This window comes from Rhodococcus sp. FH8 (assembly GCF_019266085.1).
GTDB classification, from domain to species: Bacteria; Actinomycetota; Actinomycetes; order Mycobacteriales; family Mycobacteriaceae; genus Rhodococcus_F; species Rhodococcus_F qingshengii.
Map to the genome: position 1 here is coordinate 1 of NZ_LPNQ01000075.1, position 15,571 is coordinate 15,571.

A 15,571-nucleotide genomic window follows, 5' to 3' on the forward strand; every position below is an offset into this window, starting at 1 on the left:
GCGTTCGTCCTGAGCCAGGATCAAACTCTCCGTTGAAGACTCTAGATATCACCAACCCGAAGGCCGGCTAATCAGTCATAGACAAAAAGAGTCAAATCACTAGCAAAAAAACTCAACTAGCAAAAAATGTGTCGGCAACCATTCAGACGGAAGAATGAACAATCACCGACGAAAAATACTCACACCACACACAAACCAACCAAACCCCAAGAGGCGGTTGATCATTCGCGGATGTGAAGTACCAAAAAATTTTGGCACTGACATTCATCGACACACTGTTGAGTTCTCAAAGAACACGCACACACCATCACTTCAACCAGGTTGAAAGCTCCGGGGCAAGGGTTACAATCTTAGCTTGTTCGCTCCAGGGAAGCAAGTTCCCGCTGAGCGTGATTGTCTCCGACTTCGTCCAACCGCGTTTCCCCGGCCTTTCGGTCGGGGTTGGTGTCCGTGTCGCTCTGACTTGGACAAAGTTACGCGAATGAAAACTGAGCGTCAAACGTGCAGGTCGCGGATGTTCGACAGGTTAAATCCGCTGGTAGCCCGCCCGGAGGCGGGCCACCAGCGGCCACAGGAGCCCCGCTAGACAACTGTGACCCCACACACGTCAGTTCGGAAGGATTCTCACGCCGGCGAAGTTGCGCTTTCCGCGCCGGACGACCAACCAGCTGCCGTGAAGCAGATCGGATGCGGTGGGCTCCCAGTCGTCGGCCGACACCTTCTGGTTGTTCACCGAAGCACCGCCCTCTTTCACGGCGCGTCGAGCGGCCCCCTTGCTCTCGCACAAGCCGCTCGTCACGAGCAGATCGATGATCGTGCGCGGCTCCCCCGGCGCCAATTCGCTGACCGATGCTTCTTTCAGCGCCGCGGCTAGCGTCGACTCGTCGAGTTCCGCCAGCTCCGCCTTGCCGAACAACGCCTGACTGGCGAGCTCGACAGCACGGGTGTTGTGTTCCCCGTGAACCAAGGTCGTCATCTCCGCGGCAAGTCGCTTCTGCGCTTCTCGCGCATGCGGCCGCTCCGCTGTTGCAGTCTCCAGCTCCGCGAGTTCGTCCGCAGTCAGGAAGGTGAACCAGCGCAGGTACTTGATCACGTCGGCGTCGCCAGTGTTCACGAAGTACTGGTACCAGGCGTACGGGCTGGTCATCTCGGGGTCGAGCCACAAACTTCCGCCACCGGTCGACTTTCCGAACTTTTTGCCATCGGCCGAGGTCACCAGCGGAACCGTCATTGCATGAACGCTCTCACCGTCGACACGACGGTTGAGTTCGACGCCGGCAATGATGTTGCCCCACTGATCGGACCCGCCGACCTGCAGAGTGCAGCCGAGGTCGCGTCGCAAGTGCAGGTAGTCGTTGGCCTGGAGCAGCATGTAGCTGAACTCGGTGTACGACATCCCGTCCGACTCGAGACGACGCTTCACGGTGTCACGCGCAAGCATGACGTTCACGGAGAAGTGTTTGCCGACATCACGCAGGAAGTCGATGGCCGACATCTTGCCGGTCCAGTTCATGTTGTTCTCGATGACCGCGCTCGTCGGCGAATCGTCGAAATCCACGAATCGTTCGAGCTGACCACGGATGCGACCTGCCCAGTCCGCGACGGTATCGGCGGAGTTCATCGTCCGTTCCCCGACGTCACGGGGGTCTCCGATCAGGCCCGTTGCACCGCCGGCAAGAACGATCGGGCGGTTGCCGGCGCGCTGAAACCGCTTGAGCGCGAGGAGCGGAACCAGGTGACCTGCGTGCAGGCTCGGTCCTGTCGGGTCGAAGCCCGCATACAACGTGACCGGTCCGGCCTCGAGATCTTTACGCAAAGCGTCGAGATCGGTTGATTGGGCGATCAGCCCGCGCCAGGTCAGTTCATCGAGAATATTCTCAGTCACGGACTCGATCATCCCATCTTCACGAAATGACCGGCGCTCGCGGGCTTCGGCGATACGCGGACACCGCTCGCGAGTCCGGAATCCACAGGCGCCACGGAACCTCCGCCGCGGTACTGACCCCCACCCGCGGTCCACTGACCCATTCCTTCGACTCCCCCAATTCGAGCCGAATCCGAGAGGCAGGGTTGAACACGTCTGTTCCGTTGTCCGCCAACGTGATTGCGACAGAAGCACCGAGATTACCCGGCCCTCTGGCCCATTGGTGAGATGGTCGATCCGGCGATCTCCGAGCAGACACCACATCGTGACCGGCCTCGATTTCGGCCGCTCGGAGCAGAACACCACCCGCGACACCATCCGGGCCGTACGAGATGTTCATACAAAAGTGCATTCCATAGCTGCGGTAGACGTAGAGACGCCCCGCCCGCCCGAACATCACGCTGTTCCGCGGCGTTCTCCCCCGATACGAATGTGCTGCCGGATCCGGCCATGGCCCGTCCTTCTCCCCTCCGTACGCCTCGACCTCGACGATCCTCAGCGAGATGTCGTCGATGGTCAGGGTCGAGCCGAGAATTGTCAGGCCCGCTTCCAACGGGTTCTCCACATTTTCCAAGGTCTCGATGCTCACCCTTCGATTGTGCCCACGCCGTTGACTCATCGGTCGGCCGAGTCGCATAATTCAACAAGTGATGAATTATTGAAACGAGGCGAACCGTGACCACAACGCCGGCAATAGATATCCGCGGACTACGAGTCATTCGCGGCAAGCACGAAGTTCTTCACTCGCTTGACCTGCAGGTATCAGCAGGATCGATCACCGGACTGCTCGGCCCGTCCGGCTGCGGCAAGACAACCCTGATGCGCGCGATTGTCGGAACACAGATCGTCGAAAGTGGTGAGGTCAGAGTGCTGGGCGACCTCGCCGGTTCCGTTGCTCTTCGCCGCCGGGTCGGATATGTCACCCAATCCCCCAGCGTGTACGGCGACCTGACGGTCACTCGAAACGTCCAGTACTTCGGCGCTCTCTACGGCAAGTCCGGCGCCGACGTCGCAGCGGCGGTCGACGCCGTCGGATTGAGCCGATACGCCGACCAGACCGCCGCCGATCTGTCTGGTGGTCAACGCGGGCGAGTCTCGCTGGCTTGCGCGTTGGTGGCGTCACCTGATGTGTTGATCCTCGACGAACCGACCGTCGGCCTCGATCCGGTGCTTCGCGTCGAATTGTGGGAACGATTCGCTGACCTTGCTCGCAGCGGAACCACCCTGTTGGTCTCCAGCCACGTCATGGATGAGGCCGACCACTGCGCTGAGCTGATCCTGATGCGAGACGGGCACCTCCTCGCTCAACTCACACCCGATGAATTGCGCGCCAAAACCAGATGTGAACGGCTCGAGGACGCCTTTCTCGAGCTGATTCGGACTTCACCCGTCGGAGGTGAAATATCATGAGCATCAGGATCTTCGGCGCTACGACCGTACGCATTCTGCTTCAGCTCCGCCAGGACCATCGCACGGTGGCCATGATCTTGTTGGTCCCGTCGTTGTTGATGATTTTGCTGTATTTCCTCTACCAAGACGTCCCGACGCCACCCGGCCAGGTTTCGCTCTTCCAACGAGTGGCGATCACGATGTTGGGAATCTTGCCGTTTGTGGTGATGTTCCTGGTCACATCCATCGCCATGCAGCGCGAACGCAGTTCAGGAACCCTCGAACGCCTGCTCACCACACCGATGGGCAAACTCGACCTTCTCGCCGGATACGGGGCGGCATTTTCGCTCTCCGCCGCCGCTCAGGCAGCCCTCGCGTGCGCGGTTGCTTTCGGATTCCTCGGACTCACCATCGCCGGCAGTCTTGCCTGGGTCATCGTCATTGCAGTTCTCGGCGCAATACTGGGCGTTGCGCTAGGCCTGTTGGCCAGCGCATTCGCGAAGACCGAGTTCCAAGCGGTGCAATTCATGCCGGTAGTTGTGGTTCCACAGCTCTTCCTCTGCGGACTCCTGGTACCGCGCGGCCAATTGCCGACCTGGCTCGAATGGATCAGCAACGTCCTCCCCTTGAGCTACGCCGTCGACGCACTTCAGCAAGTGTCGATGCATGCCGACGCGACGGGTCAGATGTGGCGTGATCTCGCCGTCATGGCGGGCTTCGCCGCCGCCGCACTCTCGCTGGCCGCGGCCACACTCGATCGCCGCACTCCATGACCGACAAGGACACGAGTCCTGCACCGATTCGTTCGGGGCGACGACCGGGCAAGTCGGAGACTCGCGCGCAGATCCTCGATTCGGCGCGACGGGCGTTCTCCCAGAACGGTTTTCGACGAACAACCGTTCGATCGATAGCTGCGGCCGCTGACGTCGATCCGGCTATGATTCATCACCATTTCGGGAGCAAGGAGCAGTTGTTCACCGCTGCGATCGCGCTACCGATCGATCCAGCAAAGGTACTGGGACCGGTTCACACCTCCCCGACCGAAAACCTCGGCGAAAGCCTTCTCCGGGCGGTGATCGGGCTATGGGATTCGGAACACCAGCCGGCGATTCTGGCGGCTTTTCGATCAGCCATTTCCGGCGACGGATCGCAGTTGATCCAGAGCTTTCTGCTCGATGTCGTATTGCGCGACATCATTCCGCGGATGGACACACCACCTGGTACCGGCTTGATCAGAGCGGAATTGGTGGCATCTCAGATGGCCGGACTGCTTGTCACGCGATATGTGCTCGGACTCGAACCACTCGCATCATTGAGCGTTGACGCGTTGGTACCGCTGGTGGCGCCGAACCTCCAGCGGTACCTGATCGGTGAATTACCGATCTAGCCTTCAGCCCGCGCGAGCAACTTCTCGTGTTCGTCGTCCGCTACATCGCGTGCCTCGTCGATCAACAGAACGGGAATGCCGTTCTCGATCGGGTAGGCACGTCGCAGGCGCGGGTTGTAGAGCAACTCGTCCCCGACCAGCAGCAGCGGGCCTTTGTCCTGGGGGCAGGCCAAAATGCTGAGCAACGTCGAATCAATAGCCACGTGTGTCCTCTCGAACCGATCAAACAGAATGTCCTCAGGCTACCGTGCTCCGGTGCTCACCCTCGTCGGCATCAACTGCGCGGCAATTGCCTTGGTCAGCCGCTTGTACGACTGCGACTCGGAATCGAGGAACCAGGTCCGTGGCCCCGGCGCCGGCAATCCGGCCGCAGCCAAAGCAGTGGAGCTCGGACGGTACGACGAACCCACCGGGATCTCGTCAACCACCTGCACGATATCCGGACGAGCGTCGAAAGCGATGCGCGAGAGGGCCTCTGCAAGCTCGGCAGAACGGAACTGCCGCCCCGGACGCCAAGTCACGGCAGCGACCGCCAGCTGATGCGGCGCGTCACCGACTCCGTATGCGACGGCAAGATCCACCCGCGCCACACTCGACAACGCGTCGACGATCGGCTGGGTGAACACGGGACCGCGGAGCGTGGAAATGACCGTGTTCTTGTGGTCGATCAGCCAGTAGTCGCCGTCGGCGTCCCGGCGGAAGAGATTTTCGGTGGGAATCCACGAATCGCCGGCTTGGAAGAGACCTCGCATGGCTCCGCCCGAGAGATCGGCGGTGAATCCCGCGCGCCCGAGCAGCAATCCGACCTCGTCTTCGGCGCACTCACGGACAAATCCGTTTCCGTTCTCGAGGAGCCGACCACTCAGCGGGTCGTATGCCGCCAACCGCACCTGCGCGCTACCCGGCAGCGGGCGCCCCTTGGAACCAACTTTGGAACCTGCAACATTGGCAAGAATCACGTCGCCTTCGGTCGACGCATAGAACTCGAGTACCTGCGCGGGGTCGAACGCCTCCGTTGTCCGCTTCCACAGACCATGGGGCATGCCCGAACCGATGAACAGGCGGACCGGATGACTACCGTCGATGAGAAGAAGATACTCGTCGAGTATCTCGCGCATCATCGACCACGTGTAACTCACGACCGTCACGCCGTAGCGGTGGATTTCCTCGACGAACCTCGCGGGGTTCAGTCCACGTGAGAGCGCAATGCGTGAGCCACCGGCCATGGCACCACCGATGGTCGCGAGCAGACTCGACGAATGATGGAGTGGCGCAAGGCAGTACACGGTGTCACCGCGATCGAGATCTGCCGCCGTAGCCGTGCCGAAGGCCGACAATGCCCACCGGTAGTTGGTGATCTGCTTGGCCTCGAGCACACCGCCGGATTCCGCAAAGATGATGAAGGCGAGTTCGCGGGCGACACCGGGATCCGGTCGGTACCACCCGGGCAGATTGACCTTCGTCGGATCGATTTGTTCGAGATCGATCACGTCGTGTGACGGATCCACCTCGAGGCCACGGGCATCGCCGCCGCCGAGCACCAGTACCGGCCGACCGGTAACCACTGCAGCATCGACGTTTTCCGGATCGGTGATGATCCGATCGACCGACCCCAGCTTGACCGCCGCCGTGATGTCGGAGCCTGGCGGAAGCATGACCGCGACGGCACCAAGTCGCGACAGGGCTGCGATGGCCGCGAGTGCGCTGGGACGGGTCTCCATCAGGACACCGACATGCGCTGCCGGACGCACTCCCACGGAGATCAATCCACGCACGACATTGTCGATACGCGCGTTGACCGCTTCATACGTGTGCACGCGATTGTCGAAGAGGAAGCACTCGCCGTTCGGCGCCTTTCGACGCTGCTCCGCCAGCAACTGGCTCAGCGAGATCTTGGTGTGCGGCTGAATCTGGTTGAGTCGAGCCAGACGTGGCAACGCTCGTGCCGCTTCTCCCGACAATTCGAAAGTGCCGCGCAACGCACCGGCGGCAAGGTCACTGATTCCCTTGGTGACTCCTGCACCTACTTCAGCGACCGAGGCGACGGTGTGGATGATCCGATTGCTGATCGACACACCGGTCTGGTCTTCGAGGTCGGCGCCGTAGACCATGTTCGCGATACGGTCCGGGAGGGGTCCACCCGTCTCGGTCCACTGTACGAATTCACCGGTGGTCGGCCAGGTGTGATTGGCCGCGGTGGAACCGACAACCAAACCGAAATGGCCTGCACGCAAGGTAGATTCGTAGACCTTCGCCCGCGGAGCGGCTTGACTGATGCCTCGAACCGCTTGCGGCTGGCCGATGTCGTCGACCTCACCGACGAATGCCAGGATGGGGCAGGTGATCTCGGCGAGCGAGACCAATTGATCCTTGATGACGAACCCACCGGTCATCATTCGGTTGTGCACGATGAACTGCTTGAGCAGTTCGGCTACCGCGGGCCCCGACCACGCGACCCAACCCTCGGTCGCGAGGAAGCGGCGTTGCTGCTCCCGCGGAAGCAACGCCTCACGGTCGTGCAGTTGAAGCAGAAAGTCGACGCGCATCTTCAGCGTCTTCACGGGATCGAGCAACTGGAACCCGGTACGGGCCATCCACCCGGTGACCGCCAGGCGATTGAAGACGTGATCGGCGAGGAAATCTGCACCCTTGGTTGCCAATCCCGCCGGGATGCCGAAGGGTAGCGCGGCGAGTGTGTCGACCGGACTGCCGAAGGTGATGACGCTGGCGATGTTTCGACTACGCCGATACGCGGCAGCCTGATAGGCGAACATACCACCCTGCGAATAACCGGAGATGTGAACATCTTTTCCGGTGTGACGGTGGATGTGATCGACGATGTCGCTGAGAGCAATGATGTGATCGGCGAGGTTACGATCCCAACCGCCCTCTTCGGAGTCGGGCGAACCGAAATCGACGACCCAGGGATCAAGGCCCATCTCGTGCAGAATTCCCACAGCGCCCTGGTCACGGGTCACGTCGTACACGTTCGCCGACATCATCATCGGCGGGATCAGCAAGATCGGTGCGCCGACGGTTTCCGGGTCACTGTCCGGGAAGTAGCGCCGTAGCCGATACATCGCTGCGCGTTCGACGATCTCGAACGGCGACGTGGTCGCATCCGTTTCCAGCCCACCCAACCGGACGACCTCGAGGCCGTTTTGTGCTGTCGCAACCACCCGACGAATCGGGCCCAGCACAGACTTGGAATTCAATCCCACCATTTCACTCCCAAGTTACTCACCATGTGACGTCAGTCTCATTTTTCCCGCGCGCGACAAGCCTACTGACGATGAATACGCGTACGCGGTCAGGGAGCAAATTCTGCTACCTGACCGCGTACGACCGAAGGACTACTGCCGAAAAGAGAGCGACAACACTCGTGACCGCGAGGTCACAGGGTCCATTCCCGCAGTGACTGCGCCACTGCTTTGACTCCGTCCAGCTGCTCGGCAACCCGCACCCCCGCAGTGCCGCCTCGCGCGTTGCGCGAAGCAATGGAACCCTCGACTGTCAGCACCTCACGAACAGCGGGTGTCAGCGCGCTGTCGACGCCGGCCAGCTCCTCGTCGGTGAGATCTTCGAGTCCGACCCCTCGTGCTTCGGCGACACGCACGCACGCTCCGGCAGCCTCGTGGGCAACCCGGAACGGCACGCCCTGACGCACCATCCACTCCGCGATGTCGGTGGCCAACGTGAACCCTGCCGGAGCTAGTTCCGCCATGCGCTCGGTGTGGAACTCGAGCGTCTGCACCAGACCGGTGATGGCCGGGAGCAGCATCTCGAGCTGCGCAACCGAGTCGAAAACCGGTTCCTTGTCCTCTTGCAGATCGCGGTTGTACGCCAGCGGCTGAGCCTTGAGCGTCGCCAACAATCCGGTCAGGTTGCCGATCAAACGACCCGACTTACCGCGCGTCAGTTCCGAGACATCCGGATTCTTCTTCTGCGGCATGATCGACGATCCCGTCGACCACGCGTCGGCAAGCGTGATGTAGCCGAACTCCGGTGTGCTCCAGATGATGATCTCTTCCGCCATACGGGAGAGATCGACACCGATCATTGCGAGCACGAACGCTGCCTCGGCTGCGAAATCACGCGAAGCCGTTGCGTCGATCGAGTTCTCGGCCGAGCTGTCGAACTTCAGTTCCGCCGCAATCGCTTCGGGATCGAGTCCGAGTGAGGAACCGGCCAGTGCACCGGAACCGTACGGGGACACCGCAGCTCGCACGTCGAAGTCGCGAAGGCGCTGCACGTCCCGCAACAGTGGATGTGCGTGAGCGAGCAGGTGATGCGCCAACAGGACCGGCTGAGCCGCCTGCAGGTGCGTCTTGCCCGGCATCACGGCATCCGGATGCGCCCCGGCCTGAGTCGCCAATGCGTCGACCACGTCGAGAACTCCGGTGGAGATGCGGCGGACTGCATCGCGAAGCCACATGCGGAACAGCGTGGCCACCTGGTCGTTTCGCGAACGTCCAGCACGCAGGCGCCCACCGACCTCAGGCCCGACACGCTCGATCAGACCACGCTCGAGTGCGCCGTGTACGTCCTCGTCCGACTCGCTGGGCCCGAAGGCGCCACTGGCAACATCTGCCGCCAGGCGGTCGAGACCGTCGAGCATTGTCACGAGGTCGGCTTCACTGAGCAGGCCTGCCTTGTTCAGCACACGCGCATGCGCCTGCGACGCCCGCACGTCGTACGGAGCGAGGACCCAGTCGAAGTGAGTCGACTTGCTCAGCGCCGCCATGGCAGCGGCCGGTCCGGACTCGAACCGCCCGCCCCACAGCGCACCTTCGTTGGTGCCGTGTTTTTGAGCGTCTCCGTCACCGTGAGCCGTCATGGCTCAGAGTCCCAGATCGCGCTTCGCGGCGACCTTCGACGACAGACCGTGGATCTCGACGAAGCCCTTCGATGCGGACTGGTCGAAGCTGTCGCCCTCGTCGTACGTCGCGAGGTTGAAGTCGTAGAGCGACTCCGGGCTGCGACGACCGTTGACGGTGATGGCTCCACCGTGCAGGAAGAGACGGATGTCGCCGGTGACGCGTTCCTGCGTCTTGTTGACGAACGTGTCCAGCGCGTCCTTGAGGGGCGAGAACCAGAGGCCGTCGTAGACCAGCTCGGACCAACGCTGCTCCATCTGACGCTTGTAGCGACCGAGTTCGCGTTCGAGGGTGACGTGCTCGAGTTCCTGGTGTGCGGTGATGAGAACCATGGCGCCGGGAGCTTCGTAGATCTCACGGCTCTTGATGCCCACGAGACGGTCCTCGACGACGTCGAGACGGCCGACGCCCTGAGCGCCTGCGCGCTTGTTCAGTTCCTGGATGGCTTCGAGAACCGACACCGGGCGGCCGTCGATGGCGACCGGGCGGCCCTTGTCGAAGCTGATGATGAGCTCGTCGGGTGCGTTCCAGTTGACCGTCGGGTCCTGGGTGTAGTCGTAGACGTCCTTCGTCGGCGCGTTCCACAGATCCTCGAGGAATCCGGTTTCGACGGCGCGGCCCCAGACGTTCTGGTCGATCGAGAACGGCGACTTCTTGGAGACGTTGATCGGGATGTTGTTCTCTTCGGCGAAGGCGATGGCCTTCTCGCGGGTCCAGGCGTAGTCGCGGACCGGTGCGATGACCTGAAGGTCGGGTGCGAGGGCGCCGAATCCGACCTCGAAGCGAACCTGGTCGTTGCCCTTACCGGTGCAACCGTGCGAGACGATGGTGCCGCCGTGCGAGCGTGCAGCTTCGACGATGTGCTTGACGATCAGCGGACGGCTGATGGCCGAGACCAGCGGGTAGCGGTCCATGTACAGGGCGTTGGCCGCGATGGTCGGCAAGCAGTACTCGTCCGCGAACTCGTCGCGGGCGTCGACGACAACGGATTCGACTGCGCCGCAGTCGATCGCGCGCTGACGCACGACCTCCATGTCCTCGCCACCCTGCCCCAGATCGATGGCGACGGCGACAACTTCAGCGCCGGTCTCCTTACCGATCCAACTGATGGCAACAGAAGTGTCCAGCCCGCCCGAGTAGGCGAGTACGACGCGATCGGCCATGGTTTTTGTGCTCCTTCGGTTGAAAATCTCTATCAAAGAATAAGGGGTCAGGCGAGCGATTCGATCATGGCCGCGAGTTCCGCTCCGGAAAGCGGTTCCCGGGCCACTACGAAGATGGTGTCATCTCCGGCGATCGTGCCCACGATGTCCGGCATCGAGGACCGATCCAGTGCGCTCGCGAGGTAGTGCGCGGCTCCCGGCGGTGTCCGGAGGATCGCCATGTTGCCGCTGAAATCGGTGGAGACCAACAACTCACCCAACAGCCGTGAGAGGCGGTCGGTACCGCCGGCCACACCGCGTACCGGGTTCCCGTCCTCCGGCACCACGTAAACACCGGCGCCGCCGTCGGCGGCTCGCAGTTTCACCGCTCCCAGCTCTTCGAGGTCACGCGAGAGCGTCGCCTGCGTTGCTTCGATGCCCTCGGCACCGAGCAAGGCCGCCAGCTCCGTCTGACTTCGGACAGGGTGAGCCGCCAGAAGCGCGATGATGCGCGACTGGCGACCAGCCCGAGTGGGAGCGACGCTCACGCCGGGTCCAGTTGGGTTCGCTGTTCCAGCAGCCACACGAGCAATGCCTTCTGGGCGTGCAGACGGTTCTCCGCCTCGTCCCAGACAACACTCTGCGGCCCGTCGAGAACCTCGTCGGTGACTTCTTCGCCGCGATGCGCGGGCAGGCAGTGCAGGACGACGGCCTTCGGATCTGCCTTTGCGAGCAGCTCCTTGTTGATCTGGAACGGACGGAAAGGTCCGACCCGATCGAGTCCGTCGTTCTCCTGACCCATCGAGGTCCAGGTGTCGGTGACCAACGCGTCGGCGCCGACGACGCCGGCCTGTGGGTCCTGCGTCAGGGTGATGGTCGCGCCGGTTTCCTCGGCGCGTTTGCGTGCTGCTGCCACGACCCAGTCCGCCGGTTCGAAGCCGGCGGGGCTTGCGATGGTGACGTCTATGCCTGCGGTCACTCCGCCGAGCATCAGCGAGTGAGCCATGTTGTTGGCGCCGTCGCCCAGGTAGGTCAGCTTCAGCCCCTTGAGCTCACCCTTCTGTTCGATCAGCGTTTGCAGATCGGCCAGAACCTGACAGGGATGAAATTCGTCGGACAATGCATTGACGATGGGAATCGTTGCACCCGTTGCCATTTGCTCCAAGCGCTTCTGGCCGAACGTGCGCCACACGACGGCGTCGACATAACGGGAGAGTACGCGTCCGGTGTCCGCCAACGTCTCTTCACGACCGAGTTGAGTGCTGCGCCCGTCTACGACGACAGCGTGGCCGCCCATCTGTGCGATGCCCATCTCGAACGAGAAACGTGTACGCGTCGAGTTCTTCTCGAAGATGACACCGACTCCGCGGGGACCCTCGAGCGGACGCCGAGCGAACGGGTCCTTCTTGAGAATCGCTGCGAGTTCGAGAACTTCGGCCTGCTGCGCAGGAGTCAGATCGTCGTCCCTGAGAAAGTGTTTCACCACGGTAGTCACTTCTCCCCCGGCTGGTCAGCCGATAGTGCGCTGTCGAAGATGGCAGGTAGTGCTGCCACGAAGGTTTCGGCCTGCTCGTCCGTGAGGATGAGCGGCGGCGCCAACCGGATCACTCCGGGTTGCGCTGCATTCACAAGGTACCCGGCTTCGCGCGCTGCGTTTTCCACTGCCGGCGCGACGTCCTCGGTCAGCACGACACCCAGCAACAGTCCTGATCCCCGTACGTAGTCGACCAACGGATGGCCCAGATCTTCGATGCCCGCCGAGATCGATTTACCCAAGCTGTCGGCGCGTGAGATCAGGTCTTCCGCTGCAATGGTTTTCAGCACGGCAAGTGCCGCCGCAGCACACACCGGATTGCCACCGAACGTCGTACCGTGCTTACCCGGTCCGAACAACTCGGCCGTTGCCCCGGTCGCGATGCAGGCGCCGATCGGCATTCCGCCACCGAGTCCCTTCGCAAGAGTGATGACGTCCGGAACGATGCCGACTGCCTGATGGGCGTAGAACCAGCCGGTCCGGCCGATGCCGGTCTGCACTTCGTCGAGCACGAGAAGTGCACCGCGCTCGGCGGTGATCCGCCGAGCCTCGACGAGGTATCCCTCGGGTGGCACCACGACGCCGCCCTCACCCATGATCGGTTCGAGGAACACAGCGGCGGTGTCGGAATCGACGGCCTGCTCGAGTGCCTCGACGTCGCCGTACGGCACGAACTCGACACCGGCGGGCATCGGTTCGAACGGCGCCCGCTTGGCCGGCTGACCCGTCAGAGCGAGTGCCCCCATCGTGCGACCGTGGAAGGAGCCTTCGGCTGCGATGATCTTCTTCCGGCCGGTGGCGCGAGCGAGCTTGAAGGCAGCCTCGTTCGCCTCGGTACCGGAGTTGCAGAAGAACGCGCGCCCGGTGACGTTGCCGAGATGAGCGAGCAACTGCTCCGCCAACTCGACGACCGGCTCGCTGGCGTACAGGTTGGAAACATGGCCGAGTGTCGACAACTGAGTAGTGACGGCTTCGACGACGGCCGGATGTCCGTGTCCGAGGATGTTGACGGCGATTCCGGCCAGGAAGTCGACGTACTGCTTGCCGTCGGCGTCGGTGAGTACGGCGCCGTCACCGCGGACGAGAGCAACCCGGGGTACGCCGTAATTGTTCATCAGCGAAGCGGACCACCGCTGCTGCAGATCGATCGTGCTCATGAGATAGCTCCCTGCTGGGGACCGGCGACCGAGGAACCCGGCACGACCATCGTGCCGATTCCTTCACCGGTGAAAAGTTCGAGTAGGACTGAATGTTCGAGCCGACCGTCGATCACGTGCGCCGACGGCACACCTCCGCGCACCGCGCGAAGGCAGGCCTCCATCTTGGGCACCATGCCGGCGTCGAGACTCGGCAACAACTGGGCCAGGGCGTCGGTGTCGATTTCGGTGGCCAGTGAGGCTCGGTCCGGCCAATCGGTGTACAGGCCCTCGACGTCGGTGAGGACAACGAGCTTCTCGGCACCGATCGCCTCGGCCAGTGCTGCAGCAGCGGTATCGGCGTTGATGTTGTGGACGACACCGTCGGCGTCGGGTGCGATGGTCGAGACGACCGGAATACGTCCTGCCGCAATGAGATCGAGTACCGCGTCTGGGTTCACGGTGGTGACGTCCCCGACCAGCCCGATGTCGGTCTGCTCCCCCTCGACCGCAACAGTGCGTCGAGTAGCGGTGAACAGGTGCGCATCTTCACCGGAGATACCGACCGCGTAAGGACCGTGCGCGTTGATCAAGCCGACGAGTTCACGGCCGACCTGACCGAAAAGCACCATCCGCACGACGTCCATCACCTCGGGCGTCGTGACCCGGAAACCACCGCGGAACTCACCCTTCATGCCAAGGCGTGCCAGCATCGCGTTGATCTGCGGGCCACCGCCGTGCACGACGACGGGATGGATGCCGACAGTCCTCAGGAACGCCATGTCGGCGGCAAATGCCGTTTTGAGCGTCTCGTCGATCATGGCGTTTCCGCCGTACTTGACCACGACCACCTTGTCGCGGAATCGCTGCAGCCACGGCAGCGCGTCGGCAAGGACATGCGCTTTCTGATGCTCGCTGATCACGGGATACGTCTCGGTCATGACGAATACGCCGAGTTCTCTTCGACGTAAGCATGCGAGAGGTCCGTGGTGCGAATGCTCACGGACTCGTTGCCGATTCCCAGATCGATGTCGAGTTCGATGTCGATCCCACTCAGGTCCACCTCACGCGCCCCCGGAGCACCGACGCCGTCGATGCAGACGGGACTCCCGTTGAAGGACACACTGATTCGATCGGGATCGAGCTCGATGGGAGCGATACCCACTGCGGCGAGAACGCGACCCCAATTGGGATCGGAACCGAAAAGCGCTGTCTTGACCAGGCTGTCGCGGGCGATGGTCCGGGCGCCGATCAACGCATCGGACTCGGACGCCGCGCCGCGAACCGTCACCTTGACCCGCTTGGTGACACCCTCGGCGTCTGCCATCAACTGATCCGCGAGATCATCACACACGGCCAGCACTGCGGCGTTCAGTTCGTCCTGCGTCGGCGTGACACCGCTGGCGCCGGAGGCCAACAGGAGCACTGTGTCGTTGGTGGACGTGGCGCCGTCGACGTCGAGGCGATCGAAGCTCAGGTGGGTGGCGGCGCGCAGAGCGGTATCGAGCTGATCCGCCGTTGCGACAGCATCGGTCGTGACGACGCACAGCATGGTGGCCAGCGCAGGCGCGAGCATGCCTGCGCCCTTGGCCATTCCGCCGACGTTCCATTTGTTCGCGTGGTGCAGCGACGCCTGCTTCGGCACGGTATCGGTGGTCATGATCGCGTATGCCGCGTCGGTGCCGCCGGAGATTCCGCCGGCCAGTTCGTGCACCACCTCGGTGACACCGGGGATCAGCTTGTCCATGGGCAAGCGGTCACCGATAAGTCCGGTCGAACAGACAGCGACCTCGATCGCGCCCGTCTCGGTGCCCCAATTACTCAGTGCCGAAGCAACTTCCTCGGCAGTCTTGTGTGCATCCTGGAATCCACCCGCGCCCGTGCAGGCGTTCGCGCCGCCCGAGTTGAGCACCACCGCGCGCAGCTTGCCCGTCGTCAGGACCTGCTGAGACCAGAGCACCGGAGCTGCCTTGACCTTGTTCAGGGTGAAGACGCCGGCAGCGGCCAGATCGGGTCCCTCGTTGAGCACCAATGCGAGGTCCGACTTGCCACTCTTCTTGATACCGGCAGCAATTCCGGCACCGCGGAATCCGGCAGGTGCGGTGACGCCCTGCGTGCGGAGCAGACGTCCCCCGGCGACGTGAACCACGTCTGCAACGGTCGCGTCAGGCTCGATTGCGTT

Annotated in this window: 14 protein-coding genes; 3 read left to right on the forward strand and 11 right to left on the reverse strand. The window is 62.6% G+C overall.

All coding sequences use genetic code 11. The features are described from left to right. Positions 1-607: 607 nt before the first annotated feature. Together tyrS and ATN38_RS20375 are read right to left on the reverse strand one after the other, a co-directional pair. Positions 608-1,885, reverse strand: a complete 1,278-nt coding sequence (gene tyrS, locus ATN38_RS20370) for a tyrosine--tRNA ligase (protein WP_007736194.1) — start codon at positions 1,883-1,885, stop codon at positions 608-610. 19 nt (positions 1,886-1,904) lie between these two features. Beyond that, a complete protein-coding gene (locus ATN38_RS20375) occupies positions 1,905-2,513 on the reverse strand; it encodes a DNA-3-methyladenine glycosylase (RefSeq protein WP_308256395.1) in 609 nt (202 codons plus the stop codon). Positions 2,514-2,599: 86 nt separating this feature from the next. On the opposite strand from ATN38_RS20375, the gene ATN38_RS20380 reads away from it, so the two are divergent. Genes ATN38_RS20380 through ATN38_RS20390 form a run of 3 tightly spaced genes read left to right on the forward strand, consistent with a single transcriptional unit; the run spans position 2,600 to position 4,700 of the window. Beyond that, positions 2,600-3,334, forward strand: coding sequence for an ABC transporter ATP-binding protein (locus ATN38_RS20380; protein ID WP_042925860.1), 735 nt, complete (start codon positions 2,600-2,602; stop codon positions 3,332-3,334). Beyond that, positions 3,331-4,086 carry an ABC transporter permease gene (locus ATN38_RS20385; protein ID WP_218748557.1) on the forward strand — a complete coding sequence of 252 codons (756 nt, stop codon included), beginning with the start codon at positions 3,331-3,333 and terminating at the stop codon, positions 4,084-4,086. Before ATN38_RS20380 ends, ATN38_RS20385 begins: the two co-directional genes overlap by 4 nt. Then, positions 4,083-4,700, forward strand: a complete 618-nt coding sequence (locus ATN38_RS20390; protein ID WP_218748559.1) for a TetR family transcriptional regulator — start codon at positions 4,083-4,085, stop codon at positions 4,698-4,700. The genes ATN38_RS20385 and ATN38_RS20390 overlap by 4 nt, the downstream gene beginning before the upstream one ends. On the opposite strand, the gene ATN38_RS20395 is transcribed toward ATN38_RS20390, so the two are convergent. From ATN38_RS20395 to argJ, 9 genes are all read right to left on the reverse strand, one after another. Then, positions 4,697-4,903: a Trm112 family protein gene (locus ATN38_RS20395; protein ID WP_003944045.1), complete on the reverse strand. Its 207-nt coding sequence runs from the start codon at positions 4,901-4,903 to the stop codon at positions 4,697-4,699. The two genes, ATN38_RS20390 and ATN38_RS20395, sit on opposite strands and share 4 nt — an antisense overlap. 39 nt (positions 4,904-4,942) lie before the next feature. Continuing rightward, complete coding sequence (locus ATN38_RS20400; RefSeq protein WP_218748561.1) at positions 4,943-7,924, reverse strand: acyl-CoA synthetase; 2,982 nt, start codon at positions 7,922-7,924, stop codon at positions 4,943-4,945. 170 nt (positions 7,925-8,094) lie between these two features. Then, positions 8,095-9,537 (reverse strand): argininosuccinate lyase, encoded by a 1,443-nt coding sequence (gene argH / locus ATN38_RS20405; protein WP_003944092.1) that lies wholly within the window; start codon positions 9,535-9,537, stop codon positions 8,095-8,097. Between the two features lie 3 nt (positions 9,538-9,540). Next, positions 9,541-10,740, reverse strand: a complete 1,200-nt coding sequence (locus ATN38_RS20410) for an argininosuccinate synthase (protein WP_007736221.1) — start codon at positions 10,738-10,740, stop codon at positions 9,541-9,543. A gap of 47 nt (positions 10,741-10,787) precedes the next feature. Then, a complete protein-coding gene (locus ATN38_RS20415; RefSeq protein ID WP_007736224.1) occupies positions 10,788-11,267 on the reverse strand; it encodes an arginine repressor in 480 nt (159 codons plus the stop codon). Then, complete coding sequence (argF, locus tag ATN38_RS20420; protein WP_021334039.1) at positions 11,264-12,214, reverse strand: ornithine carbamoyltransferase; 951 nt, start codon at positions 12,212-12,214, stop codon at positions 11,264-11,266. The genes ATN38_RS20415 and argF overlap by 4 nt, the downstream gene beginning before the upstream one ends. Beyond that, entirely contained in the window at positions 12,211-13,410 is a 1,200-nt protein-coding gene (locus tag ATN38_RS20425; protein ID WP_007736227.1) for an acetylornithine transaminase, read from the reverse strand. Before ATN38_RS20425 ends, argF begins: the two co-directional genes overlap by 4 nt. Then, positions 13,407-14,330, reverse strand: coding sequence for an acetylglutamate kinase (gene argB / locus ATN38_RS20430; RefSeq protein WP_007736229.1), 924 nt, complete (start codon positions 14,328-14,330; stop codon positions 13,407-13,409). The genes ATN38_RS20425 and argB overlap by 4 nt, the downstream gene beginning before the upstream one ends. Beyond that, entirely contained in the window at positions 14,327-15,565 is a 1,239-nt protein-coding gene (gene argJ, locus ATN38_RS20435) for a bifunctional glutamate N-acetyltransferase/amino-acid acetyltransferase ArgJ (protein ID WP_050656537.1), read from the reverse strand. The genes argB and argJ overlap by 4 nt, the downstream gene beginning before the upstream one ends. Positions 15,566-15,571 lie beyond the last annotated feature (6 nt).

Bases quoted from the DNA above. Each gene is read 5' to 3' on its own strand.
- ATN38_RS20410 (WP_007736221.1), bottom strand. From the start codon at position 10,740: ATGGCCGATCGCGTCGTACTCGCCTACTCGGGCGGGCTGGACACTTCT.
- ATN38_RS20400 (WP_218748561.1), bottom strand. From the start codon at position 7,924: ATGGTGGGATTGAATTCCAAGTCTGTGCTGGGCCCGATTCGTCGGGTG.
- ATN38_RS20385 (WP_218748557.1), top strand. From the start codon at position 3,331: ATGAGCATCAGGATCTTCGGCGCTACGACCGTACGCATTCTGCTTCAG.
- ATN38_RS20425 (WP_007736227.1), bottom strand. From the start codon at position 13,410: ATGAGCACGATCGATCTGCAGCAGCGGTGGTCCGCTTCGCTGATGAAC.
- argB (WP_007736229.1), bottom strand. From the start codon at position 14,330: ATGACCGAGACGTATCCCGTGATCAGCGAGCATCAGAAAGCGCATGTC.
- ATN38_RS20390 (WP_218748559.1), top strand. From the start codon at position 4,083: ATGACCGACAAGGACACGAGTCCTGCACCGATTCGTTCGGGGCGACGA.
- argH (WP_003944092.1), bottom strand. From the start codon at position 9,537: ATGACGGCTCACGGTGACGGAGACGCTCAAAAACACGGCACCAACGAA.